This window comes from Cytobacillus sp. Hm23 (genome assembly GCF_051842895.1).
Lineage (GTDB): Bacteria > Bacillota > Bacilli > Bacillales > SM2101 > Nanhaiella.
In genome coordinates this window covers 32,723-58,525 of the sequence record NZ_JBPXRQ010000024.1, presented here as the reverse complement: position 1 = coordinate 58,525, position 25,803 = coordinate 32,723, and the positions used below count along the sequence as shown (strand labels likewise).

The 25,803-nt window shown below is 34.7% G+C and carries 28 protein-coding genes; 19 read left to right on the top strand and 9 right to left on the bottom strand.

Annotated features, from left to right (window positions below; genetic code table 11):
• Nucleotides 1-5 precede the first annotated feature (5 nt).
• From ACSVDA_RS15205 to ACSVDA_RS15195, 3 genes are read right to left on the bottom strand one after another with little or no spacing between them, the layout of a single operon-like run.
• Nucleotides 6-566, bottom strand: a complete 561-nt coding sequence (locus ACSVDA_RS15205; protein WP_485884280.1) for a 4Fe-4S dicluster domain-containing protein — start codon at nt 564-566, stop codon at nt 6-8.
• Nucleotides 567-2,735 carry a molybdopterin oxidoreductase family protein gene (locus tag ACSVDA_RS15200; protein ID WP_485884279.1) on the bottom strand — a complete coding sequence of 723 codons (2,169 nt, stop codon included), beginning with the start codon at nt 2,733-2,735 and terminating at the stop codon, nt 567-569.
• Nucleotides 2,722-3,804 carry a hypothetical protein gene (locus tag ACSVDA_RS15195; RefSeq protein ID WP_485884278.1) on the bottom strand — a complete coding sequence of 361 codons (1,083 nt, stop codon included), beginning with the start codon at nt 3,802-3,804 and terminating at the stop codon, nt 2,722-2,724. The genes ACSVDA_RS15200 and ACSVDA_RS15195 overlap by 14 nt, the downstream gene beginning before the upstream one ends.
• Nucleotides 3,805-4,235: 431 nt before the next feature.
• Between ACSVDA_RS15195 and ACSVDA_RS15190 the strand changes: the two genes are divergently transcribed.
• The 3 genes from ACSVDA_RS15190 (at nt 4,236) to ACSVDA_RS15180 (ending at nt 5,740) form a co-directional block, all read left to right on the top strand.
• The gene (locus ACSVDA_RS15190; protein WP_485884277.1) at nt 4,236-4,382 is read left to right on the top strand and encodes a hypothetical protein; all 147 of its coding nucleotides are present in this window, start codon (nt 4,236-4,238) and stop codon (nt 4,380-4,382) included.
• A gap of 31 nt (nt 4,383-4,413) precedes the next feature.
• Nucleotides 4,414-4,707, top strand: a complete 294-nt coding sequence (locus tag ACSVDA_RS15185; protein ID WP_485884276.1) for a hypothetical protein — start codon at nt 4,414-4,416, stop codon at nt 4,705-4,707.
• 520 nt (nt 4,708-5,227) lie between these two features.
• A complete protein-coding gene (locus ACSVDA_RS15180; RefSeq protein ID WP_485884275.1) occupies nt 5,228-5,740 on the top strand; it encodes a P-loop NTPase family protein in 513 nt (170 codons plus the stop codon).
• Nucleotides 5,741-6,135: 395 nt separating this feature from the next.
• Here ACSVDA_RS15180 and ACSVDA_RS15175 read toward each other — a convergent pair whose 3' ends face one another.
• Complete coding sequence (locus tag ACSVDA_RS15175) at nt 6,136-6,447, bottom strand: YesK family protein (protein WP_485884274.1); 312 nt, start codon at nt 6,445-6,447, stop codon at nt 6,136-6,138.
• A 436-nt stretch (nt 6,448-6,883) separates the two neighbouring features.
• On the opposite strand from ACSVDA_RS15175, the gene ACSVDA_RS15170 reads away from it, so the two are divergent.
• The 4 genes from ACSVDA_RS15170 (at nt 6,884) to ACSVDA_RS15155 (ending at nt 10,326) form a co-directional block, all read left to right on the top strand.
• Nucleotides 6,884-7,648, top strand: a complete 765-nt coding sequence (locus ACSVDA_RS15170) for a polysaccharide deacetylase family protein (protein ID WP_485884273.1) — start codon at nt 6,884-6,886, stop codon at nt 7,646-7,648.
• 210 nt (nt 7,649-7,858) lie between these two features.
• Nucleotides 7,859-8,965, top strand: coding sequence for a flavin monoamine oxidase family protein (locus tag ACSVDA_RS15165; protein ID WP_485884272.1), 1,107 nt, complete (start codon nt 7,859-7,861; stop codon nt 8,963-8,965).
• Between the two features lie 236 nt (nt 8,966-9,201).
• A complete protein-coding gene (locus ACSVDA_RS15160) occupies nt 9,202-9,420 on the top strand; it encodes a hypothetical protein (RefSeq protein ID WP_320210672.1) in 219 nt (72 codons plus the stop codon).
• Between the two features lie 552 nt (nt 9,421-9,972).
• Complete coding sequence (locus ACSVDA_RS15155; protein ID WP_320210671.1) at nt 9,973-10,326, top strand: VOC family protein; 354 nt, start codon at nt 9,973-9,975, stop codon at nt 10,324-10,326.
• Between the two features lie 86 nt (nt 10,327-10,412).
• Here the strand turns inward: ACSVDA_RS15155 and putP are convergent, their stop codons facing one another.
• Nucleotides 10,413-11,861, bottom strand: coding sequence for a sodium/proline symporter PutP (gene putP, locus ACSVDA_RS15150; protein ID WP_485884271.1), 1,449 nt, complete (start codon nt 11,859-11,861; stop codon nt 10,413-10,415).
• 219 nt (nt 11,862-12,080) lie between these two features.
• Between putP and ACSVDA_RS15145 the strand changes: the two genes are divergently transcribed.
• Nucleotides 12,081-13,232 (top strand): serine hydrolase domain-containing protein, encoded by a 1,152-nt coding sequence (locus ACSVDA_RS15145; RefSeq protein WP_485884270.1) that lies wholly within the window; start codon nt 12,081-12,083, stop codon nt 13,230-13,232.
• Between the two features lie 330 nt (nt 13,233-13,562).
• Here the strand turns inward: ACSVDA_RS15145 and ACSVDA_RS15140 are convergent, their stop codons facing one another.
• Together ACSVDA_RS15140 and ACSVDA_RS15135 are read right to left on the bottom strand one after the other, a co-directional pair.
• Nucleotides 13,563-13,988, bottom strand: coding sequence for a VOC family protein (locus tag ACSVDA_RS15140; protein WP_485884269.1), 426 nt, complete (start codon nt 13,986-13,988; stop codon nt 13,563-13,565).
• Nucleotides 13,988-14,977, bottom strand: coding sequence for a helix-turn-helix transcriptional regulator (locus ACSVDA_RS15135; protein WP_485884268.1), 990 nt, complete (start codon nt 14,975-14,977; stop codon nt 13,988-13,990). The genes ACSVDA_RS15140 and ACSVDA_RS15135 overlap by 1 nt, the downstream gene beginning before the upstream one ends.
• 304 nt (nt 14,978-15,281) lie before the next feature.
• Here ACSVDA_RS15135 and ACSVDA_RS15130 point away from each other — a divergent pair, with 304 nt between their 5' ends.
• The 9 genes from ACSVDA_RS15130 (at nt 15,282) to ACSVDA_RS15090 (ending at nt 22,563) form a co-directional block, all read left to right on the top strand.
• Nucleotides 15,282-16,325 (top strand): DUF1835 domain-containing protein, encoded by a 1,044-nt coding sequence (locus ACSVDA_RS15130; protein WP_485884267.1) that lies wholly within the window; start codon nt 15,282-15,284, stop codon nt 16,323-16,325.
• Nucleotides 16,326-16,447: 122 nt separating this feature from the next.
• The gene (locus tag ACSVDA_RS15125) at nt 16,448-16,876 is read left to right on the top strand and encodes a YhfM domain-containing protein (RefSeq protein ID WP_485884266.1); all 429 of its coding nucleotides are present in this window, start codon (nt 16,448-16,450) and stop codon (nt 16,874-16,876) included.
• Nucleotides 16,877-17,307: 431 nt separating this feature from the next.
• Entirely contained in the window at nt 17,308-18,144 is an 837-nt protein-coding gene (locus ACSVDA_RS15120) for a VOC family protein (RefSeq protein ID WP_485884265.1), read from the top strand.
• A 23-nt stretch (nt 18,145-18,167) separates the two neighbouring features.
• Nucleotides 18,168-18,926 (top strand): helix-turn-helix domain-containing protein, encoded by a 759-nt coding sequence (locus ACSVDA_RS15115; protein ID WP_485884264.1) that lies wholly within the window; start codon nt 18,168-18,170, stop codon nt 18,924-18,926.
• A 72-nt stretch (nt 18,927-18,998) separates the two neighbouring features.
• A complete protein-coding gene (locus ACSVDA_RS15110; RefSeq protein WP_485884263.1) occupies nt 18,999-19,787 on the top strand; it encodes a helix-turn-helix domain-containing protein in 789 nt (262 codons plus the stop codon).
• A 208-nt stretch (nt 19,788-19,995) separates the two neighbouring features.
• Complete coding sequence (locus ACSVDA_RS15105) at nt 19,996-20,358, top strand: VOC family protein (protein WP_485884262.1); 363 nt, start codon at nt 19,996-19,998, stop codon at nt 20,356-20,358.
• 374 nt (nt 20,359-20,732) lie between these two features.
• A complete protein-coding gene (locus ACSVDA_RS15100; protein ID WP_485884261.1) occupies nt 20,733-21,221 on the top strand; it encodes an SRPBCC family protein in 489 nt (162 codons plus the stop codon).
• A gap of 347 nt (nt 21,222-21,568) precedes the next feature.
• Complete coding sequence (locus ACSVDA_RS15095) at nt 21,569-21,787, top strand: helix-turn-helix transcriptional regulator (protein WP_485884304.1); 219 nt, start codon at nt 21,569-21,571, stop codon at nt 21,785-21,787.
• Nucleotides 21,784-22,563: a class I SAM-dependent methyltransferase gene (locus ACSVDA_RS15090; protein WP_485884260.1), complete on the top strand. Its 780-nt coding sequence runs from the start codon at nt 21,784-21,786 to the stop codon at nt 22,561-22,563. The genes ACSVDA_RS15095 and ACSVDA_RS15090 overlap by 4 nt, the downstream gene beginning before the upstream one ends.
• Nucleotides 22,564-22,851: 288 nt before the next feature.
• On the opposite strand, the gene ACSVDA_RS15085 is transcribed toward ACSVDA_RS15090, so the two are convergent.
• Together ACSVDA_RS15085 and ACSVDA_RS15080 are read right to left on the bottom strand one after the other, a co-directional pair.
• Nucleotides 22,852-23,415 carry a hypothetical protein gene (locus ACSVDA_RS15085; protein WP_485884259.1) on the bottom strand — a complete coding sequence of 188 codons (564 nt, stop codon included), beginning with the start codon at nt 23,413-23,415 and terminating at the stop codon, nt 22,852-22,854.
• 102 nt (nt 23,416-23,517) lie between these two features.
• Nucleotides 23,518-24,090 (bottom strand): hypothetical protein, encoded by a 573-nt coding sequence (locus tag ACSVDA_RS15080; protein WP_485884258.1) that lies wholly within the window; start codon nt 24,088-24,090, stop codon nt 23,518-23,520.
• Between the two features lie 458 nt (nt 24,091-24,548).
• Here ACSVDA_RS15080 and ACSVDA_RS15075 point away from each other — a divergent pair, with 458 nt between their 5' ends.
• On the top strand, nt 24,549-25,190 hold the full coding sequence (locus ACSVDA_RS15075; RefSeq protein WP_485884257.1) for a class I SAM-dependent methyltransferase: 642 nt from the start codon (nt 24,549-24,551) through the stop codon (nt 25,188-25,190).
• A gap of 55 nt (nt 25,191-25,245) precedes the next feature.
• Complete coding sequence (locus ACSVDA_RS15070; protein WP_485884256.1) at nt 25,246-25,716, top strand: DinB family protein; 471 nt, start codon at nt 25,246-25,248, stop codon at nt 25,714-25,716.
• Nucleotides 25,717-25,803: the final 87 nt, after the last annotated feature.

Below are 25,803 nucleotides of genomic sequence, written 5' to 3'. Positions count from 1 at the left end.
CCCTCCTAATATAACTTTGTAATGCCTTGCAGGATCCCAGGCAGATTTACTTTCACGTTTGTTTCACCTTCTAGGTATGGCATGCTTGTAACCCATTTGTCGTTATCAAGGTTAAATTGCTTCTTTTTATTTGCAATTTCCTCATCTGTCAACCATTGAAGTGTGTTGGAAGGGCATACGCTAGCACACATAGGTGGAATTCCGTCTTTTGTTCGATCTATACATAAATCGCATTTATACATTAAGTTCTGTTCTGTATCAAATTTCGGTATGCCATAAGGACATGCGATTGTACAGTTTTGACAGCCGATGCATTTCTCAACAAGTGCTGATAATACTGCCCCTGTTTCATGTATTTGGATAGCCTGGGCTGGGCAGCTTCTTGCACATGCTGGATTTTCGCAGTGTAGACACATAAGAGGCATCGTCTGCCGGTTAACAAGAGGGTTAACATCATAAACGTAGTTCCTGTTACGTTCTTCATGTCCACCACATTGCGTACATGCAGCGAGGCATGATCGGCACCCTATACAGTTTTCAAGTTCTAAGTACAGCCTCTTTTTCATTTATTGCACCTTCTTTATTTCGACTTTTTCCAATTGTGCAGCACAAGCCTTAAATTCAGGCATTCGCGACATGGGGTCTAGCGCTGCAATTGTTAATAGGTTAATAGAATCCTCGTTACCAAAGTGATACGGAACAAAAACGGTATCCTTTCGAATCGCTTCTGTTATTTTTACTTTATAAATTGCTTCGCCTCTTCTAGTAAACAAGCGGACTTGTTCCTCGTGGTCCATATTGTATTTAGCGGCCGTTTCCGGATGAATTTCCACAAAAGGCTCTGGGCACATGTCATGAAGGAACGATATTCTTCTTGTTTGGTTTCCAGATAGATAGTGATAGACAACTCGTCCAGTTGTTAAACGAAGAGGATATTTATCACATGGCTCCTCTGCAGGAGGACGATAAGGAAGTGCACATATTTTTGCTTTTCCGTCCGGATGATAGAATTTCTTATCTAAAAACATATGTGGAGTACCCTCATCATGCTCATCCTTACAAGGCCAAAACACCCCATCTTGCTTATCGATTTTGTCCCATGTTGCACCATAGTAGTCTGCATTACCACCTTTTGTTGCCAATCTGAACTCATCTGCAATAGCTTTAGCTGTTGTCAAATGAGAGAAGTATTTACCACGTCCTAGGCGTTCAGCGAGTTCAACTTGTATTTGCCAATCAGGCTTCGATTCTCCTACAGGTTCTTGAGCTTTATTAATCTTGATAATACGCCCTTCAATATTAGTAACTGTTCCTTCATCCTCTGACCAAGTGACTGCAGGGAGAACGACATCAGCAAATTGTGCTGATTCAGATAGATAGAAATCCGCACAAACCATGAAATCTAAATTCTTTAATGTTTTGCGAACATAGTTTAGATTTGGTGCAGAAACTGCCGGATTAGAGCAGAGGAGGTATAAACCTCGAATTGTTTTCTCCTCCATTAGCTCGAACATTTCATAAGCTGATACACCAGCTTGTGGCATTTCATCAGGTGTAATATTCCAAACCTTGCATATATCTTTTACATGTTCAGGGTTAGTAATTTTGCGGTAACCTGGAAGTAAATCTGATTTCTGTCCGTGCTCCCTGCCACCTTGACCGTTACCTTGCCCTGTAAAAGTTGCAACACCTGACTTCGGACGGCCGATTTTCCCTGTAACAAGCGCCATATTTGTATAACCAGAAACATTATCTACCCCTTTGTGTTGCTGTTCCACTCCACGGGCAAACATAACAACTGCATTTGGTGCCTTACCGTACAGCTCTGCTGCACGAATAATTTTTTCAGGTGCTACACCTGTCAGCATGCTCGTGTATTCTGGTGTGTAATCTTTTACAAGCTCTTTCGTTTCTTCAAAACCATTTGTGTGGTTATTGATAAAATCTTCATCTATATAGCCCAATTGGATTAGCTGATTCACAATGCCATTAGCAAGTGCCAGGTCAGTACCAGGCTGTAGATCTAGGTGAAGGTCAGCTCTTCTTGCAATTGGTGTTTCACGCGGGTCAACTACAATGATATAGCCGCCTCTTTCTTGCACGTTCCAAATCCTAAACATGGATGTTGGGTGACATTCAGCAGTATTGCTTCCAGCGATAAATAAGCAGTCTGTCTCATGGATATCTGTCCATGGAAGCGTAGAGCCTCTATCAACACCAAATGTACGGAGAAATCCTCCAGCTGCACTTGACATACAAAAGCGACCGTTATAATCTATATAGCGTGTTCCGAGAGCAACCCGAGCGAATTTCCCAGTTAAATAACACTTTTCATTTGTCATGGACACGCCACTGAATACCGATAAAGTATCTTTACCATACTCTTTTTGAAGCTCTATGAATTTCTTTGAAATCAGATCATACGCTTCATCCCAGCTTGCTTCGCGAAAACCTTCCGTAGTACCTTTGAGTGCAGCATTATCACGGATCAACGGCTTTAACAAGCGGTCTTTATGATTTGTCTGCTGATAGGCTGTTACACCTTTAGGGCACATCTTTCCGACCGTAACTGGCCAATCATAACGAGGTTCAACCCCAATTATTTTATTTGTATGGGTATTAACACGCAGATTCATCCCGCATTGCATACCACAATAGCTGCAATGTGTTTTGACTAATGTTTCATTTGGATGGTATACATTCTCAACTTCCTTATAAAACTTATCCCTTTGCATTCTGGTTTGCCTCCTTGACCTTCACTTCATGGGTAGGGAACCCTGAAAATTGTGCAATTCGATACTTTCTTCTGCATGGAAGACACAATTCCGCTAGCTGATGACCATCTTTCGTTGTGAATTGAATATCATTCACGTTAAGAACATCGACGACATCTTGCGATTGTTCTGATGATACAAATTGATCTCCACAAACTTTACATTCTTTCATCGACTTCTCAGCATAATGCTCTCTATAGTTTCGAGCAAGTACACTCATTGGACGGAAAGGAATGTGTGCTAGCTTGCCGAATGGTAGATAGATTAACGTAATAATGACTGACCACTGATGAATTAATGACATTGCTGGCTGTCCCGCACCGTCTAAAAAAATGTTCATAAACGTTAGAGATAAACCTGTTATGCTCACAAGAAGTAGCATATATAGAGGCATGAAGTCATAAAGGAATTTCTGCTCTGCTCTTGCTTGCATATTTTTTAGGCGACGGTACAATGCCATACATACGCCTGTAATGACCATAACCGCAGTGATGTTTAGTGCATTATAAGAAAGATTTGCAATGATGCCCTCCGCAGGGACAGTCATTACTTTTATGCCGAATGCAATAATGTTATAGAAGCCATTGTCATCCATCGTAAAATACATCCATCCAAAAACGAGAGGAAAGGTGACGAGGCAAGATAGAATACATCCCCATCCAATTAACACGTGTTGAGTCCATCGGTAAATTCCCCTATTCCAGATGAAATTGTATGTTGCAAGATGATCAACGGAAGTTTTTGGTGTAGACTTTCTAAATAACAATTTTAGCCCTTTTTTCAAAATGATCTTTGTTGGTGGACGTTCTCCCCAAGCAATAAATCGATAGAAGAAGCCTCCTAGAAAGACGATTGTTCCAACCATATATCCATAGAGGTTCAAATCTATATGTGTAAACATCCTAGTCCCTATAAAAGATAAAATTGCAAGTGCTGTTACTGATAAGAACATTGACTTAGCAAAGTTCGATGCAAACGCATTGTTTAGATGGCTTCCTGTTTTTTGATTGACTGCAGCTTTTGCTTGCATGTAAACTCCTCCTTATTCACGAACAATTACCATAATTCAATTGTAAATGAGGGAAAGGAGATTACATATCGGGGAACTTCTCTATTCGAAGGGGGAAATTCCCCTATTTTTTTATAAGTATTTGTTAAGCAAAATGAATCAATTGCCAAAAGGATAGTAAAGAGAAGGAGGTTAGGGGAGTGTACAAGTAATGACACTATCAAAATGCTATTACCCTGAGGTGATTTACTTTTGCAGTTTGCATTTGGATTGTTATTGTTCGGGCTATTATTCATGCCATTGTTCCAATTGTTTTGTTATATTTCTTCATATTAATAAGACTGCTCAGTAAAATAGCGAAATAGGTGAAACCTTTGTAGCAAGAAAACGTATTACTTTTTAAAGGATTTTTTATTAAAAATGGACAGTGCGATGAGTTTTAAGAGAGTTCAATGTTAATAAAAGTAAAAAAAGATGTATCAGTACTTATCTTAGAACGAAAAGCAACAATCAATGCAACAACAGCCGTTATTTACTTAAGTATGGTGCCATTATATGAGGTCCTTCAGGTGGGTGGGGGTCTACTATATTTAATATAAAGTAAAATGTAATACTCATGGAGGAGACTTAATGACTACAGCGATTTTAACAGTTATTTTTATGATTCCTATATATGCATTGTTAATTTGGGCTTATATTTCTCCCGAGGAAAGTATGTTATTTGGGAATAGATGGATGTACAAGGGAGAACCAGAGCTTTCAGAAGAAGTGATTCGCTATAGGAAGTTTGTATCTCTTATGATTATGATTGGACTACCTATTGTAATAATTAGTTTCATGTTTGAGCTCTATTTCCTCAGATTCATCTCCATTATAGGATTAGCTATTGCTTTCATGTTCGGGATATTAAAAATATTTAAATGAAATGAGATGTACAAATGATTAGATGCAGTAGCTGAGGAAGCTGCTGTTTTTTTGATGTTTATGAATTTATAGTGTAAAAGATATCTCAAATAAATGTAATCGTCGGTTATGATGAGGGACGATTCTATAATTATTAACGAAAGTCTTATATATTGCTCATGTTACTAACATAAGACACCAGATATAGATTTATACAGTTGTCACCATATTAATGGGGAAAAGAAGCCACAAACGTTAAGTTTGTATGGCTTTAGACTTAAACAACATTTGATGTGCAAAAACCTATAAAGAAGGTTTATATAGTAAAGAGTAGAATTATTAATTAACATTCTATTTCTATTGTTTAGTTAGATTACTGGAACTCTTATCTAGCATTTATTGCGTAATTAAATCTACTTTATTGCTCAAATCATAGGGCAACAATGTAGTATAAATGACAGGAGTTCACCTGTCTAATAGGAAATTACATTGTAAGTGAAAGAACAGAAATGATTGACTTTAGAGTAGTTGAAAGGGGTGAATGGATATAAGAGTTCATATTATTGGTGGAGCAGGGAGTGGGAAAACATATACTGCTAAGCAGTTAAGTGAAATGTATAAAATACCACACTTAGATTTAGATCAAATATTTTGGGATCATCAAGCAGAAGAGTATGGTATAAAAGCTTCTGCACCTATGCGGGATAACAATCTGAAAGGGTTTGTGGAACACCCTTCATGGATTATAGAAGGAGTATATTTCACTTGGTTAGCCCCTAGCTTCGCACTGGCTGATCAAATATTTGTCCTTCAAACACCGTTATCAATACAGGAAAATAGAATTTGGAGTAGATTCCAAAAAAGAAAAACAGGTTTATTACCTTCAACTAAAAAAGAAACAACTCAAAGCATACAACAGTTAATTGAATGGAACAAAAAATATAATCAAGACTTCCTACCGAATTTTATTAGAAATACGGATTATAAAGATAAAATAATACAATTCGAAAACAGTGAAAGTATTATAGAGCATGTTAGCAAATTATTAAGTTAGTGAGACTTAGTCTATTGAAACTTAACTGTAACTTCACTTGTTTCAGCATTAATAATTTCTCCAAATTATATAAGAATACTGACCATTGTATAAAGTCTATTCCTATTTACGATACAAACTGTGTGATATATGAAAAATGCAATATAAAATCATTGAGCATCTAAAGTGAGTAACTCCGATAAATTCGTAGAATCACATAAATTGTTGAGAACCTTCAATTGAAGGTTCTTCTTTAAAATCTTTAGTTGCTACTTGTGCTACATTAGAACAGCTAGAATAGGTTTTAGTGCTAGATTGTCGGTATATATAGAAGGAGTATTTATTGTATGATAGACAGCAACCTTACAAAAAAACCTTGCTGAGAAATTAAAGTGCATATAGATAGCTACTATTTGTTAATGTATCGACGCTTTCTTAAACTTTACAATGAATGTTCCTATTACGGAGCCGAAAAGCACACTAATAAACAAAAAGAAAAAGCCCATAGCTTCCCAGCCATTAAGGGTAAAAAAACTAATTATCGCGAATGCCAAAGTAATAACGGATAAAATTGTTCCTGGTAACCAGTACAATGTTGGCTTCCGCTTGCTAACCAATGTGGAAGAAAACCCAACAATAATAATAACTGCAACAAAAGAATAAACAAAGATTTGCACAAATTCACCTACTTTCCTTTTTGTAGGAACATTTATAGCTCTCTTACCCATCAAATTTGCAATTTCCCTACATCATCAGAAAATGAATCATGAAGTTGGCATTTATTACTATTCTTATGCAGGTCCTTGCTGATTTTATTAACAGAAAAAATACCGATAAGTGTCTTTAAATGACTATAGGTGTTTTCGAGTTAATTTTTACTTTTCAATCTAAGATTTAAGCACGTATCAACCTGGCGTTCATGGCATCTTTTCTACTAATATACAATAAGTGAAGTTTCATTAAAACTCTTCATACTGTCCATTTTTAATAAGAATAGCAACAATGTTGTCTTAGTGAAAATAGTTACAAAGAGAGCCATGTCTACAAACAAAATGTTTGTATAGTTGAATAGAAACAAAATTCAACTATTTATTTTTTTGTACAAGGATAATCGGCCTGTTAATTGTGGAAGAATATAGATAATAATGAGGGAGGAGAAGGAAAGTGAATCAACATTATACTAAGAAACTTTGTATTATACCAATTTTTAAGTTAAACATCGTCGTTATATTTTTCAGGGTTTTCATGATTCTTTTCATTCTACTTTCTTGTTTATTCTATTCGGTTAGTCCTGTAAAAGCTGAGCAAGATTATTCAGAGGAAACTACATCGAGAAGTAAGGTTGCATATATAACTATAGATGATGGCCCTTCGGAATATACTGAGAAATTTTTAGATCTATTTGATAAATATAATGTAAAAGTAACCTTCTTTATGCTCGATGGCTATATGAGAAAATATCCAAACATCGTTAAAGAAGTAATAAAGAAAGGTCACAGTATCGGCCTTCATGGTGTGACCCATGATGCTCGTCATGTATATGCATCACTGGAAAATGTTATTAATGAAATGGAAAAAGAACGAATAACGCTCCAAACAATAACCGGTATTGATACTACATTAATTCGTACGCCATATGGAAGTAAACCCTTTTTTGAGGAAGGGTGGAAGGAAGCGATTCAAGATATTGGCTATCAAATATGGGATTGGAACATAGATAGCGAAGATTGGGTAACCCAAGATGAAAGAATGGTTGAAAATGTTATTAATGATGTCAAGAACCTTGAGCTAAAGAATGAACAACCAGTTATTTTATTTCATGATACAAAAGCTACATGTGAACATATAGAAGCAGTAATTGTTTATCTACTTGATCAAGGATATGATATACGCTCCATTGATGATTCCATACCACCTTTCACTTGGTGATATGGAGTCAGCCTTGTTGTCATACTTTGTGCTGAGCGTACGCTAAACTCTATATTCAAATGAATTTTAAACGTAAGCTTGGGGTTTGGTTGATGGTTATAATCATTTCTGTTGAAAATTTACCTATTAGTAGATAAAATATATTAATAGTAAATCTAAGGCTTTTAATATTATATCAAGTTTAAAGTTTCAAAATGGAGGTAAAAAAAGATGAACGATCCTATCATAATTGTGGGTGCTGGCTTAAGTGGTCTACGTGCTGCTTCTTTATTAATTGCACAAGGCATCAATTGTAGGGTTTTGGAAAGTAGAGGGAGAATTGGAGGTAGAGTTTTAAGTAATTTGGGGCTAGGTATTCACGGTCTTGACAAGTTTGATTTGGGACCGACATGGTTCTGGCCGCACTATGAGCCGGTTATAACTAGCCTTGTTAAAGAACTTGGGTTACATACATTTGATCAGCACATCAAAGGAACTAATCTTTTGGAACGGTTTAAGAATGAACCAGCACAGAGATATTTGTTACCAGAAGGAGCTGTTGAGAGGTCTACCCGCTTCAAAGGTGGAGTACAATCTCTCATTGATGCCGTGGCAGCTACGCTACCTCCCGGGACAATCGAGATGAACACGCGTGTAACAACAATTCGATGGGAAGGTGTTGAAGAAATTACTGTTGAAGCGCTCGTTGGAAGCAAAAAAAAATATTTTCGACCAAGAGCTGTCATTCTTGCATTGCCTCCTAGACTTGTAGCAAATCACATTGATTTTTCACCTTCTCTCTCAACGGAACTTATGGGGAGCCTCCTTAATAAGCCTACGTGGATGGGAGGACAGGCAAAGGTGATTGCGGTTTATGACCGACCTTTTTGGAGAGAACATGGACTTTCTGGTCAAGTAACGAGCTGGATTGGTCCATTGCAGGAAATACATGATGCTTCACCTCAAATTGGTTCAGGAGCACTTTTCGGTTTCTTTAGGATAACAGCGAAAATGCGTCAAGGACTAGGCGAAGAAAAGATATTCAAACTAGTCGTGGAGCAGTTGACTCGGCTATTTGGAGCACCAGCGAATAACCCGGTAGATTTGCTATATAAGGATTGGTCAACTGATAATAAGACAGCGGTAGCAGAGGATATCACTTCACTTAGCGATTTTCCAAGGTATGGTCCACCGACAGGAATTCGTGCGTGGGAAAAGAAGTTATTTTTTGCAGGTACAGAAACTGATTCTGAGTTTGGGGGACATCTTGAAGGAGCTTTACGATCAGCTGAGCGTGTGGTGTCTGAAATTAATGAAATATACAAAGCTCCCTTATAACTTACAATATTCTATACTGTCTCATTTCAACAAAGCACAGTAAGGCATGATTTGTGCTTTTTGTATTTAAGATTTTGAAATAAATGTTCTTAAGAAATTCTTCATTTTTATCATACTTTAGATTTAAGATTTAGCTTGTACAATAATTAGTATGTAAAGCAAACGATTAGAATCATAGAACAATAATAATATGTAGCAAATCAAGCTAAACCCAAATTTACAAGGAGGAATAAGTCATGAAAACTGCCAAACAATATATGGTATCTCCATCAGAACCATTCCGTAGATATGCACAGGATTTAGGGATTGATTATTCAAACAAAACAGTAGATGAGATTGAAGATTTAATTGTTGAAACATTAGCTGATCTTGAAGAATCGAAAAAAGTATTCCGACTTGTTCAATTCTTTAACATGATCAGGTTTCGTTTTCATGCGCTTGTTTTAAGAACTTGAACTCATTTTACAATTTTCCATACATCATTATCATAATTAATAGAAACAACAAATACCTCTTTCATTCCAAGCTTACCGCAACGTTTGACGGTTTCTCGTCTAAAAATCTAGCCTTTCATCACCCACTTTTTTTTATTACTGTAATTTGATTATAAGAGCCATTTCCTCTTTTAAAACAGGCTGTTTTCGCATGATCGTTGTTCTTTTTCTACTTGTACTAGGACTTCGCAACAATAAAAAAACGTAGAAGGAACAAGTAGTTAAAGTTCAAATGAATATAATGTTATTCGTAGTCATCAAATAAGTTCATTTTTGATAAATATTTTAGAGTTTAACACTAAAAAAATATATTGTAAAAATTCTTATTATTTGAAATAATTGTATTTATGGTATCTTACTTAGAAGGGGATCAAGCGGTATTTTCGCATTGATTGTCGTTTTTCGTAGTACTGTAAAACGATAGCTATAAAGTCTATCTTATTACTTTTGATTTAGGAACTATAGCAACAAAGTTTACAAAATGAGTCTTTAAAAAAAGTAGGAGGTATGGTGATGAGTATTCCTGTTTTAAATGAAATTGGGACCGTTTTTATTCCAGTAAGTAATATAGAAAATGCACGTGATTGGTATTGTGACATTTTAGGTTTACCTGTAGACGGAGAAGTTCAGTTTGGTCATATATATGTAATGCCTATGAAAGGTTCGGGTATTGTATTAGACAGTAAAATATTTTCAGAGGAAAATATTTTTAAAACGCCATTATTTCATTTTAATACAGAAGATATTGAGGCAGCTTATACATATATGAAACAAAAAGGGGTTCAGTTAACTTCTGAAATTGAACATAATCATTATTTTAATTTCAAAGATCCTGACGGAAATCACTTAATGATTTGTAAGTGTTAATGTTATGAAAATATCTCTCTATAGCTCAAATGAAAAACTACTCCCTTAGGATACGAGAGTAGTTTCTTTATATTTTATACGATAATTCATTTTACTTGTTCAAATTCGTTTTCAATTTCTTTAGAGGGCTTTTCTCCTACTAAACTTACGATCACGATGGCTAATGATGCAAAAATAAATCCTGGTACAATTTCGTAAAGATCAAACAGGCCACCTTCAGCATTTTTCCAAAGCATAACAGTCAGTGCCCCTACAAACAACCCAGCAGCCGCTCCACTTCCATTCATCCGCTTCCAAAATAGCGAAAAGAGGATTACTGGACCGAATGCAGCACCAAAACCTGCCCAAGCGTAGCTTACTAGCTCTAGTACTGAGCTCTCAGGATTTGAGGCTAGAAGGATGGCAATAATAGCAATGATTACAACAGATAATCGACTAATCCACACTAACTCACGATCGCCAGCTTGCTTTTTGTACAACGATTTATAAAAGTCTTCAACGACTGCACTTGATGATACGAGTAACTGAGAGTCAATTGTACTCATAATTGCAGCTAATATTGCAGCTAATAAAAACCCAGAAACCCAAGGATCAAATAATACTTGCGTAAATTCAATAAATACAATTTCGGGATTTGCTAAAGGTACATCTGCAAAATAGGCAATTCCGACAAACCCGGTAAAAACTGCACCTAACGCAGCTAGTATCATCCAAGTCATCCCTATTAACCTAGCAGTGGGAATATCTTTTACGGATTTTATAGCCATAAATCTTGCTAAAATATGTGGCTGACCGAAATACCCAAGTCCCCAAGCTAATAAGGAAACAACTCCAATAAAGGTTGTATCGGCAGCAGCATCTAAATAAGTTGGATCAATCGATGCTACTCGATCTATCGTTTCACCGATCCCCCCCATTTCGGTGATGGCTACTATAGGGACAATAACCAAAGCAAGAAACATTAAAATACCTTGCACAAAATCCGTCCAACTAACAGCAAGAAAACCACCTAAAAATGTATATGAAACAATGACGAGTGCACCAATCCATAAAGCAGAGCTATACGATAAACCGAATGAGTTTTCAAACAAAATGGCTCCGCCAACCATTCCTGAAGATATGTATAAGGTGAAAAATATGAGGATAACAACAGCAGACGTGATGCGTAAAATCTTTGATCGATCTTTGAAGCGGTTTTCTAAGAAATCTGGAATCGTAATTGAGTTGTTGGATATTTCAGTATAAACCCTAAGTCGTCGAGCAACGAATTGCCAATTTAAATAGGCACCGATAGCTAATCCTACTGTAATCCATAGCGCATTCATACCTGAAAGATAGGCTGATCCAGGTAAACCTAATAACAACCAGCTACTCATATCAGAAGCCCCAGCGCTAAGTGCCGTTACTCCTGGACCTAAATTTCTCCCACCTAATACATAATCTGATAAGTTTTTTGTTAAACGATAGGAGATAAAACCGATAACGAGCATTAAAATGAGATATACAATGAAAGTAATAAGAGTTGCTTCATGCATTATGAATTCCTCCTTTCAAGTAGATAAGTCAAAACAGATAATGCAATTAACAAAGGCATACTAAATAGTAATAGATAGGATGTAATTGATAAGCTTGCCATTGATTACCCTCCTTATGTGCTATGTAAAATTATGCTACCACGGTATTGAATGCGCTTTCAATAAGCTTGAACAATATTAGGAGTATATTAACGAAATAGTAAGTATTTGGTATGAATGATGTATATATATCAACTAAATAGCGTCTTATCGACATATAATAGCGTTTATCGTAATTTTTGGATATTTACACCATCGTATAATACTGGTGTAATAAAAGGATATTTTATTGAAAGCAGGGAATCAAGTATGAACGTTGATAAAAAAATCACTAACCAATTCAACTCTTTGCTCACTCATGTGAGAAATTCCTCCAATAATGTAAATTGTACAGGTTCAAGTGTGATGGTTATTCACAAGAATAAAATGGTTTTAGAAAAATATTGGGGTAAGCATTCAAAAGCTCCGACTGCAAGACTAATTCAAGAAGATTCTCAATTTCATGTCGCATCTGTGCGAAAAAGCTATATTGGTTTTGCTGTCGCGTATGCTGTCCATCATGGATTCGTTAAATCAATAGATGATGAAGTGACAAAGTATCTTCCAATGAAAACTTCAGAGTCATTACAGTACACTTCGATAAGACATTTGCTTACACATACACATGGTTTAATGGAAACTGCTAACGGAACGATCGTTAGAGAATTTCTACCGGGTGAAAATTGGGCTTATCGAAATATAGGGGTAAATTTATTAACGCAAATTGTCAAAAATACTACAGGAAAAACAGTCGCTCAAATTCTTAATGAACAAGTGTTCCGTCCTTTAGAACTAAATGAAACAGGGTGGCATGGAGAATATAATGACAAGTTAGTAGAAGTAATTAGAGATAGTGACAGACATTGGTCATCTCACAAAAGTGAAGACGGCGACAAAATGAATATGTATGTATCTACGAGAGATCTTGCATATTGGGGGTATATTCATTTAAAGCAAGGTGAAATAAATGGGAAACAGCTAATTAATAAAGAGCTTTTGAGGTTAGCTACATCCCTTCAAAGTCCAAAATTAATACATGATGACCTTCCGCAGAACGGCTTTTTATGGTTTGTTAAAGATTTGCCCGCAAAAAAGACAGAGATTGGAGCACTTGTTCCACAAGGGTCGTATCAGATTTTAGGATACACAAATGTTGCCGTGTTGGTTATTCCTAAATATGATACTGTAGCAGTCCGTATGTTTAATAGTTTTGGTTCACCCCCTGGGAACGACTACTTAGCGGATATTAGGTCTTTCGGTGATACAGTAATGAAGTGCTTAGATGAAGGCTAGTAAAACTATTGTTGTGAAGCAATAATGGCAAGGAGTACTTGGGCATGATGAAAGAGGGTGAGGTATCGATATGGTGGAAACAATGAAAGATTAAAAGAGAGAAACGGTTTAGTTGAATGTTTGAAAGCATGATAGCTTAAGAGGGAAATTCGATCAATAACTTATATTTTGTAAGACTGTTTACGCATTAGGTGTTGTTTTTGTACTAATTTTCTCTGACAGAACTTATTGAATGAAAGTGCAACAAATGTAGCTCGAAAAGCTTTAGTTTACGAAAAGAGTCTTATAAAAAACCATGTGGGGTAGGCTCTCCACATGGTAATCCTTTAACTATGTGTCTTCTCTTCTTTCTCCAAACCCTATTATATTCCCGTTGCAGTCTTTGATATGGAATTCTTCCATACCGTACCAAGTTGTGTATAAGTCTTTTACGACTTCAACTTTTGTTTTGATTTCTTCATAGAATTCTTTCACTCCCTCTATTTCTAAATAAAAGCAGGCAGATGTTCCAAATGTTATGTCTTTAAATGCAGGTACATCTTCTGCCATACTTTTTGGTGTTTGAAACATAAGCTGTATTTGATCCTTGCTCATAATGGAAAAAACATAGTCTTTATTTTCATTTATTTGATTGTCGGTATTTTGATTACGATCTACGATCATCTCGATCTGAAAACCTAACACATCTTGATAGAATATTATGGATTGGTTAATATTTTCCACAATAAAGTTTGTTGTGAATTTTTTTAGTTTCATTAGATTTGCTCCTTTAAATTAATTTCTGATTTTTCTTTTCCAATTGAATTCCTTTTATCTGAATAACGATGACACATGTTCTGTGCAAGCTGGAAAATCTCATTTCGCATAGCTTCTGGTTCTACCACATGAGCATTTAATCCGAGAGAGAAAAAATAGTTCACAGTATAATTCCACTCTGTTGTTGGACACATGTAATCAATTTCCCATTCGTTATCTGTGATGTTTTTTACTAGATGTCCGATATGAGGGTCTTGCTCCAATTGTAATGCACCTTGATAAGTTAATTTTGCAATAACTCGTATAGGAGGGGCAGGGCTTGTTGCGTCCTCTTCACTAGGTTTTTGACTAGGTGTCATGTTGTCTGTTGATTCAATGACTTCAATGTTGTCCATGCGGTCAACTCTAAAAATGCGATCTTCTTGATGCAAATGAGAGTAGGCTTCGCAATACCAAAATCCGTGAGCAGTGTATACTCTTTTAGGGAGGATTTTGACCCAGCGGTGATGATTTTTGGATCTATATTTTATGTTCAACCACTGTGAGTTTACCGTATATTCTAGCAATGACATTAACAAAGGGGTTTTGTAATTTCTATTAGGAACTTCTAATTCGACATGATTAAGAATTGGGTCTATTTGTTCCAATGTTTCATCAGGTATGATTGCTTTAATTTTATCTAGTGCTGTCCATCTTTCTTGATTAAAAGGAGTGTCTTGTATTTTTGTCATTGCACGAAGAGCGAATAGTATAGCTAACCCTTCTTTTACATCAAATTGTAGTGGTGGTAGCTGATAGCCATCCATTAAATGAAAACCTCCACTAGGACCAGTCATAGAATATAGAGGAATGCCGATTTCGGATAATGCTTGCATGTCTCGTAAGATGGTTCTTTTTGATACTTCAAATTTAGCTGCTAAAGATTGTGCAGTTTCTGATTTATGCTGTAATGCAATGAGTATTGCCATCAGCCTGTCAGCCCTTTTCACATTGTGTCACCTCCTTAACAAGTATCTAAAGACATTATAACAAGGTATTAGTGACATTATGTTTGTCACCAATTATAAAAAACTGAAAGTTAATATTTTTTATGGTTCAAATATAAGGCTTTATAGGTCAACATTCGAATTAATTCGGTCAATTTTGAATATTTATAGGTCAAATTCGTATATTATTGGGTCAAAATCAAATAGATATCGGACAATCAACAAAATTCTACCAAACTGTCTGTGTAACTTTGAAAGGAGATATTCTTCTTACATAGAATAGCTTAACTTAAGGGGAGATGAAACGATGTTAGAGCTAAAAAACATGATTGAAAACCTACCAGAAAACGAAGCAAAAACATTTTTGTATTTTATTTTACGTAGAATCGATATGGAAAAAGAACCAAACAATGAAGAGGCACAGCATCTCATAAAATATCTTCAACAGACTATTGATGACTTTATTCGTATAAAAAGAGAACAACCTATAAATTATAAAGAGTTTGAAAAAGTACATATCGTCTTTGGTGTCTCTGCTGGAGGTAGTCTTAAAAATGGGTTAAAAAATTTAGACAAGCATCATACTGAGAAGATTATCTCTTTCCGAGACACTTTCTCTGTAGGTCCATTAACGGATTTAGGGGATTCTAACGGTTTAAGCAATAGATATCACTGGTTAAAAAATCATTTAATTTTTGAAGATGGGGAAATAGAGAAAGATATTATACGCTTTAAAGATACAATACGCGAGTTGATTGCAATTCCTTTACATATTCCCATCGTTATTTGGGCTGGAGAAAATGCTCATGAACAAACTGGATTAAGATTTGTTTTGCACTTGTTAAAAGATAAGCGTAACCCTATATTTTGTATAAATTCTTCCTTATCTTATATAGACGTATATAAAAATCATGAAATTAATTATAAGCCTTTGCATACAGGAGAGCTTGCTACTGATAAATTATTAAGTATTTATGAGAAAAATAGTGAGCTTCAGCAGCCTATGTCTATGGAAGAACGAAAACAGCTTGAGGAAGTATGGGTAGAGCTATCAACGACTCATGAAGTACTGAGAATATGGGAACAAGGAAAAATACTTAGTGTTGATGAAGATTACTATGATGAATATATTATTAATACCGCAAAAGAATTACATCAAAAACGACAACATACTGATTTTTTGAAGTGTGCTACAGTGATAGGTCATGCCATTGGTCATTTAGAGCAATACCACGGTGATTTGTTTTTTGAATATCGAGTGAGACATTTAATCTTGAACGGAATTTTCGAGATCCAAGGTGTACCAAAAGCAATGAGGTTTTATAGTGTGAAATTACGTGAAATTTCTTAAACTAACTGTTAATAAAAAATCCAGTTCCTTTGAGCGGAATTGGATTTTTTCTAGTTAACTTTAATTTGTAACGTTTGATGATGGATATCGTCTATAAAAAATAAAAGGTAGGAGGCAATGAAATGACCTTTCATAGATATACGTTGTTTTCTGTTTTGATATTCACCTTTGCTTTAATAGGTTGTAGCGAATCACAAAGAAACGAACAACCCAACGCTTCGATTGTAACATTAGGTGGCAAAACGATTTCAAGTGTATTAGTCACTATTACGAACAATGTGAACAAACCTCAAATTTATTACACATCAGAAAATATCATAGCCATTCAAACATTTGTGGCAGCAATTAAAGATGCAAATAGAATGCCTGGTATAGTTGATGTTAGTCGTTCTGACTATGTGGTTTCATTAAATTTTGAAGATGAATCGACTGAACAATATTTTTTATGGTTAGATTCAGATAGTGGCTCTATTATGAATCGAGCAGACACACATACATTGTATACATTACCTCTCCATGCTATAGAAGAGCTAAACGAATATATTAAGTAGAATTTCTGATTTCTTACCTTTGTCTTTAAAAGAAGGACTTATTGAAAAAAAGTAGAAAATTTATGATGGAGACTTCATTACTTAGGCTCACACAAAATTGAGAGATGATTTGCCAACCTGTTCGAGAGATAGTATCTCTTCTACAAGATCGTTTATAAAGTACATTGACCTTAAACCAACTTCAACCTTTATGATAAATTTCAATAAGAGAAAAATTTCTAATATTGTATGTGGAATGGGCTTATTTCGTAAAATATGGTTACTACTTTTACTAAAAATGGACAATATAAATAGTTATTTTTTGAACTCAATAATTTTAAAAGTTTGCCACGAGCACTAGATGTATACGTGCTAATATCTAAGTACGAAAAACCTATAATCTACCCATTCTTTCTCTTATGAAAATATCTTTTTTGAAAGAGGTGCTCAATATGTTATGTTCATCTATTGGTTGGGACGGTGGTTTCATTATGGTCGATTCTGATAAATTTGAAGAGGGGGTTGAATGGTATGTGCAGTATATGGGGTGGGAATGTATCGACCAATTCCAAACTCATGTAGGAAAAAAAGCATTCTTTCGTCTTCCTATTCGTGATCATTTTGAACAAATTACATTGAAATCGTTTGAATCAAATATAGAGCATTTTCAAAAGGATGCTCAAAATGAAGGTCATGCTCGGCTAACATTTGATGTTGGAGATATTGATAAGACGCTGGATTATTTTCAAACAAACAATATTATTGTTTCTGATGTAAGGGAACTCGCTAATGGGATAAAAACATTTGATATAAGCGCTTTTAATGGTGCGAGATTAACAGCTATACATAACCCCGAGCTTGAAGGAGAGTACCCTCAGGCTAGGTTAATTAAATTTGGAACTACAATATCTACCATTATAGGAGTTTCTAATCTTGAGCGATCAGCAAACTGGTATATAGATAATTTTGGAATGGAAATAATAACTAGATTTCCAGATACTCGAGCAGTCCTTATGCACGCTTTTACTTCATCATGGAATGGGAAGAGAAAACCAATACAAATATTATTAGAAGAAATGATAGACAGTGATTTTGAACAATCTAACCCAACTGTACGAGTTTATTTTGATTTAAAACAAAAGAACATGTTTTTCAACACGTATGAATTGTTTAAAGAAAGAGGAGTAACAACGTCCCAAATTGCTGGGAATCCAAATATGTGGGCTGGTTTTCATGTGTATGATCCAGATGGTAACCGCATAAATCTGTGGACGTATCAGATCAGCTAACTTTAATTGGGATGTGAATGTAGATGAAGATAAACGATTTTGCTCAAAAAACAGGTATACCATCTAGTACTTTACGTTTTTATGACCGGAAACAAGTTCTTGTCCCTGAAGAAAGATTAGCTAACGGATACCGTATGTATACAGAAAATCAAATTAAGCAAGCTCAGTTTATACATTCGCTTCGACAGGCAGATGTTTCTATCACTGATATTCAACTATATTTAACAGCTGATCAAGAAACAAAATCAAAGCTTGTTATGGGTTGGAGAGAAAATATCGAATCAAAGCTTTCTGCATTACATATTGCACAAAAGTACTTAGGAGGCTTTCATCCAGAGAATGAAGGTATTTACTTAGTTAAATGGAATGAACCTAAAGATTTTATATGGTTTACACATACAGTTGAACGAAAAATGAGTCCATTTCACGCATTTATTGAGTCTGATCGACATAAAGCTCTACAACTTGGTTTGACGATTATGCCTGAAATTTACATAAGAACACATGAAACAAATAACACTCAAATGACAGGAGAAATTGGCTTCCAAATTAAGAGTTATTATAATGAAGTAAGCGAAGAAGGAATTAATTTCCAATCTTATCCACCTACGCTTTTCACTACGATCAAGTATCCTATTCATAATGAGTATATTTGTTTTCATTATATGAAAGTTATCCAGCAGTATGGGTTTATTCCTAAGGGTCAAAAAATGGAGCGTTACGAAAGTGAGGATGCTACTTATTTTCAGCTAATGATACCTGTAATGCATTCTGTCAACTAGAAGAAGAAATGATGTGATGTAGAAAACTCATACTGAAAAAGAAAAATAGATTTTTTGAAGCAGGTGAACAACTTGACAAGTAATGATGATCATGTCAAAGCTGTTGTCCAAGCGGTAGAATATATGAAAAAAAACTTAGATAAAGAGATTACGACTGAAGAATTAGCATCACTTGTGGGCTATAGCTCTTTCCATTTTTCAAGGTTTTTTAAAGAAGTAACAGGAATATCACCTCGTCATTATTTGTCTGCGCTACGCATTGAGGCGGGTAAGCAAATGCTTGTCAGACATTCCTCTCCATCTATTGTCAAGACGATGATGTCCATAGGTTTTAGCAGCCTAGGAAGCTTTAGTGCAAAATTCAAACAATTTGTAGGTTTACCACCGAAGCAGTTTCAGGTAACTACAAACGACTTATATCATTTTGTTAATCAATACACAGAAGGAGAAAATTCAGTTAATCAATACTTTCACCCACCAGTTCTCACCTGTCATATAGAAGCACCAGCTGGATTTAAAGGGTTTATATTTGTTGGCTTATTTCCTCGACCGATCCCTGACGAAAGACCAGTTATTGGAACTGCATTTACTCAAAAACAATCGAGCTGTATATTTTCTCAAATCCCTACTGGGACTTATTATGCTCTTGCTGTAGGTATACCACTAAGCTTGAATCCTAAAGATTATTTCTTGCTAGAACATGCCTTCCGTGGGATGTACGATGACCCGATTCAAGTTACAGGTACTACAGATAAGGAGGTACACATTAAGTTAAGGAGCCCTTTGCCGTTCGATCCTCCGATCTTAATTAACTTACCACAATTATTATTAGAAGAGGTACAAAAAGTGCGGAAAAAATGACTGTAAAAAATCACTTGAAAAGGATGTGCATATCAATACGTTTGTCTTAGACTGTATTTGCTTATAATGAGGGGGCACATTCCTTCTTTTCCCATTGCAGAGGATACACAATACCTTGTCCGTAGTTACTATAAAAAAGCAAACTAGGAGAAATTTTATCTCTGAATTATTGATAAAATAAGGATGTAAACAATAAGGAGGTCATGTTATGTTAAACAAAGTTTGTGTCATTACGGTTAAAGTAGATAATTTACAAGAAGCAATTCACTTTTATACAAAGATGTTGGACTTTAAAGTGTCTGAGCATTATGGTGACAAGATAGTTAGTTTAGTACAAGATGAAGTACCAATTGTTCTAGAGGAAACAGGGAAGAAAAATACTGCATCAAACCAAAATGTGTTATTTGGTATTATATCAGAGGATCTTGATAAGGATTTGACGGAGTTAAAATCCAGAGGGGTAAGGCTCCTATTCAGTGAACCTAAACCATGCCCACCAGGTCGTTACCTTGTCATAGAGGATCCAGCAGGAAATCAAATTGAACTTGTTGAGTTTTCAAACTTTAATTGATTATATTTGTACATTCAGAACTGTCAAAGGATTTTATTTTCGCTGAGCTTCACAAATCAATCTGTTTACTTTCATGAAGCAAGTGTACGTTATGATTAGAAAAACAACAAGGAAATTACTAATCTTAACTAAGGCTCTTTTCTTGAAATTTATTCCTATTGTTTATCCATTTAGTGATTATATATTGTAAGTCATCGTTGTACAGAAGTAAAGATGCTACGAACTCTAGTTGTGTACGGTGTATTTCTAAATACGAAAAACAACAATCAACGTAAAAACATCCTAGACTAAGGTCAATAGTGCGTGAGGGTATAGTATTACATCATATTCTCGCAATCAATAAAATTAATTCCATATATAAGGAGAGGGTTTTGTTGAAAACATCTACAGGAAAAAGTATCTTGAAAAAGGATGTTCTTATTAATGCTCCATTAGATCTTGTGTGGTATGCATGGACGAATTCCGATAGAGTTTCCAAATGGTTTGCACCTATAACTGTAGTTGAACCTAAGGAAGGTGGAGCATTTGAGTTATATTTTGATCCTGAAAATGTTGAAGGTATGAATACGAAAGGTTGCAAAATAAAAAGATTTGTTCCAACAAAGCAATTAGAATTCACTTGGAAAGGTCCTGATCAGTTTGCTTCCATTATGAACAACCAAGATGACCTTACACTTGTAAATGTTCTTTTTGAAGAAGAGGAAGAAAAAACTAAGGTTACACTTGAACATTTTGGGTGGGGATTCGGAGCATCTTGGGAAGAAGCATTTAAATGGCATGAAATGGCATGGCAGGGAGCGCTCGGAAGTCTGAAATCTGCATTAGAGAAGGGTGAAGGCGAACTTTGTTGCCAGCCAGAATAAGCGTATTTAAATGGTGAAGTATGATCTTTCTAATCTTCTTATATAATCATTCGCTGTTACATAATATAAAAAAAGGTGCTATTTGGAATATAATAGCGAATGATTAAATTGAAGGGGATTTAGTTATAAATGAATATAGGTGTCACTTTTCAAGTGAGAGTACCAATTGTGCGATGGAACGAGAGGTTTTTCAATAGAAAGTCTGATTTTATCGTAGTAAAAGAGAGTCTTGCAGTGTTTGAAATTTAGATTTTTACTACTATTTCCATTCATTACTTCGGTATTAATTTTCTTTACTACGTTAGAGATATACGAACGAAGAGAGAAGAAAGGTTTACAAAATGGCATTGATTTTGATCACTAGAATGAAAGAATATAGGGCTAAGCATAACATTTCACAAAGTGAGCTTGCTAATGCTGTTGGTGTAAGGCGTGAGACAATAGGGAATATTGAAAACGGTAAATATAATCCGTCTCTTAAGTTAGCAATGGATATCGCAAAAATATTAAATGCGACTGTAGAAGAGTTATATACATTTAAAGATGAGAACGAGGTAACAAGATGAGCAAACACAAAAACAATATTTTTGCAGATAACATGGAAAAATATCGAGATCCAGAATACTACGACCTCCAGTTTGAACATTATATGAAAGATTTACCACTACTGTTGGAATGGGCAGAGAAGCAGCGAGGTACTATTGTTGATCTAGCCTGTGGTACCGGTAGAATAACGATACCATTAGCTAAACGTGGCTTTAGCATGATAGGTATCGATATAAATGATGGTATGTTGAAAAGAGCAAAAGAGAAAACGAATGATACGAAGTTTTCAATTCAATGGATGATGCAGGATTGTATGAAGCTATCCCTAGAAAATAAAAGCTCGTTTATGTACATGACGGGAAACTCATTTCAACACTTTTTAACGAATGATTCACAAGATCAATTATTAACTTCTGTACATAGTAACCTTTCAAAAGAAGGGATATTTATTTTTGGAACAAGGTATCCAAATGTAAGGGACTGGGACGACCAAGCGGAAAAGAAAACTACGTATATAGATAAGCGTAACCGAAGCGTAGTTGAATATCGCAGTGAGTCGTATCATTCACTTACACAAGTTTTACATTGTGAATCTCGAAGAGAAATTATTAATAATGATGGAGATGTGATTACTACAGAAAAAGATAGTATTTCGTTACGCTATGTCTTTCCGCTAGAAATGGAAAGGTTATTAAACCAACATGGGTTCATTATTATTGATGAATACGGCTCTTGGGATCAAACTCCGTTAAATGAAAGTAGTCAAGAAATGATCTATGTTTGTAAGAAAGTATAGTCCTTAATCACTCGGTTAAGCTCTCTAACAACAATAGAATTTAATCTTGTATCATTTTGAGAATAAAAGAATGAAAGGTTTAATTAACAATGTAGCTTTTCATGCCATGATTCATAATTACTTATACATGACTGAATGGTGGGATAGATTAATTGAATGATGGTAGGAAGAAAGTAAAGTAAAGTTAGGTGATGTACTAATAATGAGTTATTCATAATGTATCTGTAAGAGTGTTGCCTCATAAGCTAAAAATTTGGCTTATGAGGCAGTACTTTAAATGTTTCAGCATTATTTACTATTGTTAATGAACTCTACTACAACACCATTATTTCTTAAAATATGGTTGATCATTTTACCGTTGTGAACATAAACTCTATCACGGAATTCATTTACTTCACCATTGCTATATTTAAATTCTATCACTCTTTTTCCATTTTCTTTTGCAATTAAATTAGCAGTTTCAACATCTTCCCATTTGTATAGTTTTTCTTTTGTAGAGGCGGTTTGATTGACTACAATACCATCATTTGTCATATAAAGATAATCATTCATGCCAAAGAAGATCAAGATTGCAGAAACCACTGTTACAACTAGCAACATACTGTTTGTAATAAGCTTCTTCACCTTTTTACTTGATAAAAATACATAAAGCATTAAGGCTAGCCCTATAAGACCTAATGCTATTCCAATTAGAAAGTATGCTGATAGGTTCGGCGCAAAATACCATGAATATTCCAAACCTTCAACAAACAATGATTGAAAAATCCGAATAATGAAAAAAGGAGCTAGCCAGCAAGATAATAATAAAATGACTCCTATTGAAAATAGTATAGTGTGTTTAGATGAAAACATAATATCCTCCTTTTCAAAGTTACAAAAAATTTACCATTTATCTACAAAAATTGCAATATAGTAGAGAATTTTTATTGGGAATTGTAGAAAGGTAAGGAAGTACTATTTCCTATCATTTTCGTTACTGACTCTTATTGTTACATCATGTTTCTTTAAAGTTTCATTAATAATCTTCATATTACTTTTGTAAACTGCATCTTGAAGCTCAAGCTCTACTCCGTTCGTGTATGTAAGCTTAATAACCTTATGTCCATTACCAATGCCAATAAAAGAAGCAACTTCAATATCCTCCCATTTATATAACTCTTCTGTTAATGAAAATTTATCATTAAGTAATATCCCATCAGTCGTCATATATAAGTAACTATGCAAACTAAAATACATCAAAATGATTGAGGCAGTAGTAAAGATAACTAGTACTGTTCTTGCAATTATCTTTTTCACTAATTTACTTACTAAAAAGACATAAATGAACAGCCCCACTCCGATCAGTCCGAATCCTAAGGCTAGCATTATGTACCCTGGAGTAAGAGGGGTAAAATACCATGAATGGTTAAAATTGTCAGCTATACCAAATAACCTTTGGAAAAAATAAAGATAAACAGGAGCAATTATACTTGATAAAGTGAATACCAACCCTATTGCAAACATCAAATTGTGCTTTTCCGAAAACATACTATCCCTCCAATTTGTAGTAATTACGTTGAAATATAAGTTATTAAACTACCAGATGATAAAAGTCTTATGTGCCGAATAGCACTTTTTTTATTTATCTAATTATTTTTACGGAACTAAATAGAAAAAGTTCCATAATATTTTGAAAAATTACAATATTTTCTACAAAATAAAAAAGTAAATTCACTAATGGTCAGTGCTGGGTGATACTATCTGTATACAATAAGATTTCATGGCATTTTTTCTACTTTTATAATTAATGAGCATTCATCAAAAAACATTTTACTGTAAATTTTTAGATGAAAATAACCAAAACAAAACGATGCGTAGCTGTTCAAATTTGAGGAAAAAACAGCAAGTTAAGAAACTAAATAAAAGCAAATTTAAATGGATATCTGTATTGAAATAGCCTTTTTGTTATGTTAAAATAAACCAATTTGTGCAAAGGGGGAATTCAATTGAACTTATATTATAGTAATCGTGCTCAAGAGTATGAAAGGGTATATTACAGAAATGATGAAGTACGACAGAAGGAGCAAAAGGCGATTCGTGAATCGATGAGTACACTATTTGTAAACAAACATGTGCTAGAAGTTGCGTGTGGAACGGGTTATTGGACGCAGTTTGTTGCTCAAGTTGCATCCAAAATTACTGCTATTGACTTTTCAAGTGAAGTATTAGAGATAGCAGTAGAAAAAAATCTACCATCTAATAAAGTTCTTTTTCAGCAGGCAAATGCATACGAGTTGAATAAAGTTCAAGGAAATTTTAATGCGAGTTTTGCTAACTTTTGGTTCTCTCATATTCCTAAAAATCAAATTGAAGAATTCTTAAAACAACTTCATACACGAGTTGGTACAGGAGCACAAATATTTTTGGCTGATAATATATATATTGAATCAGTTGGTGGTTCCTTAATTGAAAAAGCAGGTAGTAAAGATACATATAAATTAAGAACATTAGAAAACGGTTCACAATATGAAGTAATTAAAAATTATTATAACGAAGCTGAATTGGGTGAAATTTTTACACCTTATGCTAGAAATTTAGACATAGCGATTGGTCAATGTTTTTGGTGGATATCTTATCTAGTAAAATAACAAATAATTACTAATATATAGACACTCAATTAGGAGCGTCAACTGAGGTGAGGTTATGAATCTATTTTGTAAAAGTGCCTTTAGGCAAATAAATGTTCTTGCTCAATCAATATGTGACATACTTGACAAGCTAGAGGATACTGATTTAACAAGAAGACCTACTGAAAATAAACAGTCAATCGGTGAACTACTAAAACATATCTCCATGATTTGTGAAGCTGATTTACATATTTCAGATGAAAAGACGATAGAAGAAATGGAAAGTTATTATTCATCAAAAGTAATTAGTAGCAAAGAGGAAATTAACCAGGAGTTAATGAATAACGTTCAGTTATTGCAAGAAAGGTACGCATTATATAGTGAGGAAGAATTAATGGTGAGGACTACTTCATACTGGGGAGTTACATATACCCGTTTTGATTGGTTATTAGAAATTGTCGCTCACCTATATCATCATAGAGGGCAGTTACATGCGATACTTGTTCATTTTTACAAGCAGGATCCTAATATTCTTTTATTTGAGTAATTTATAGAGTTTTGTCTGTTTCATAAATAAGTAATATCTATATCATTCATCAGTCGTGCATGTATCGTACATAGTATAGTAGGCATG

Bases quoted from the DNA above. Each gene is read 5' to 3' on its own strand.
- ACSVDA_RS15205 (WP_485884280.1), bottom strand. From the start codon at position 566: ATGAAAAAGAGGCTGTACTTAGAACTTGAAAACTGTATAGGGTGCCGA.
- ACSVDA_RS15200 (WP_485884279.1), bottom strand. From the start codon at position 2,735: ATGCAAAGGGATAAGTTTTATAAGGAAGTTGAGAATGTATACCATCCA.
- ACSVDA_RS15195 (WP_485884278.1), bottom strand. From the start codon at position 3,804: ATGCAAGCAAAAGCTGCAGTCAATCAAAAAACAGGAAGCCATCTAAAC.
- ACSVDA_RS15190 (WP_485884277.1), top strand. From the start codon at position 4,236: ATGTTAATAAAAGTAAAAAAAGATGTATCAGTACTTATCTTAGAACGA.
- ACSVDA_RS15185 (WP_485884276.1), top strand. From the start codon at position 4,414: ATGACTACAGCGATTTTAACAGTTATTTTTATGATTCCTATATATGCA.
- ACSVDA_RS15180 (WP_485884275.1), top strand. From the start codon at position 5,228: ATGGATATAAGAGTTCATATTATTGGTGGAGCAGGGAGTGGGAAAACA.
- ACSVDA_RS15175 (WP_485884274.1), bottom strand. From the start codon at position 6,447: ATGGGTAAGAGAGCTATAAATGTTCCTACAAAAAGGAAAGTAGGTGAA.
- ACSVDA_RS15165 (WP_485884272.1), top strand. From the start codon at position 7,859: ATGAACGATCCTATCATAATTGTGGGTGCTGGCTTAAGTGGTCTACGT.
- ACSVDA_RS15160 (WP_320210672.1), top strand. From the start codon at position 9,202: ATGAAAACTGCCAAACAATATATGGTATCTCCATCAGAACCATTCCGT.
- ACSVDA_RS15155 (WP_320210671.1), top strand. From the start codon at position 9,973: ATGAGTATTCCTGTTTTAAATGAAATTGGGACCGTTTTTATTCCAGTA.
- putP (WP_485884271.1), bottom strand. From the start codon at position 11,861: ATGCATGAAGCAACTCTTATTACTTTCATTGTATATCTCATTTTAATG.
- ACSVDA_RS15145 (WP_485884270.1), top strand. From the start codon at position 12,081: ATGTATATATATCAACTAAATAGCGTCTTATCGACATATAATAGCGTT.
- ACSVDA_RS15140 (WP_485884269.1), bottom strand. From the start codon at position 13,988: ATGAAACTAAAAAAATTCACAACAAACTTTATTGTGGAAAATATTAAC.
- ACSVDA_RS15130 (WP_485884267.1), top strand. From the start codon at position 15,282: ATGTTAGAGCTAAAAAACATGATTGAAAACCTACCAGAAAACGAAGCA.
- ACSVDA_RS15125 (WP_485884266.1), top strand. From the start codon at position 16,448: ATGACCTTTCATAGATATACGTTGTTTTCTGTTTTGATATTCACCTTT.
- ACSVDA_RS15120 (WP_485884265.1), top strand. From the start codon at position 17,308: ATGTTATGTTCATCTATTGGTTGGGACGGTGGTTTCATTATGGTCGAT.
- ACSVDA_RS15115 (WP_485884264.1), top strand. From the start codon at position 18,168: ATGAAGATAAACGATTTTGCTCAAAAAACAGGTATACCATCTAGTACT.
- ACSVDA_RS15105 (WP_485884262.1), top strand. From the start codon at position 19,996: ATGTTAAACAAAGTTTGTGTCATTACGGTTAAAGTAGATAATTTACAA.
- ACSVDA_RS15090 (WP_485884260.1), top strand. From the start codon at position 21,784: ATGAGCAAACACAAAAACAATATTTTTGCAGATAACATGGAAAAATAT.
- ACSVDA_RS15085 (WP_485884259.1), bottom strand. From the start codon at position 23,415: ATGTTTTCATCTAAACACACTATACTATTTTCAATAGGAGTCATTTTA.
- ACSVDA_RS15080 (WP_485884258.1), bottom strand. From the start codon at position 24,090: ATGTTTTCGGAAAAGCACAATTTGATGTTTGCAATAGGGTTGGTATTC.
- ACSVDA_RS15070 (WP_485884256.1), top strand. From the start codon at position 25,246: ATGAATCTATTTTGTAAAAGTGCCTTTAGGCAAATAAATGTTCTTGCT.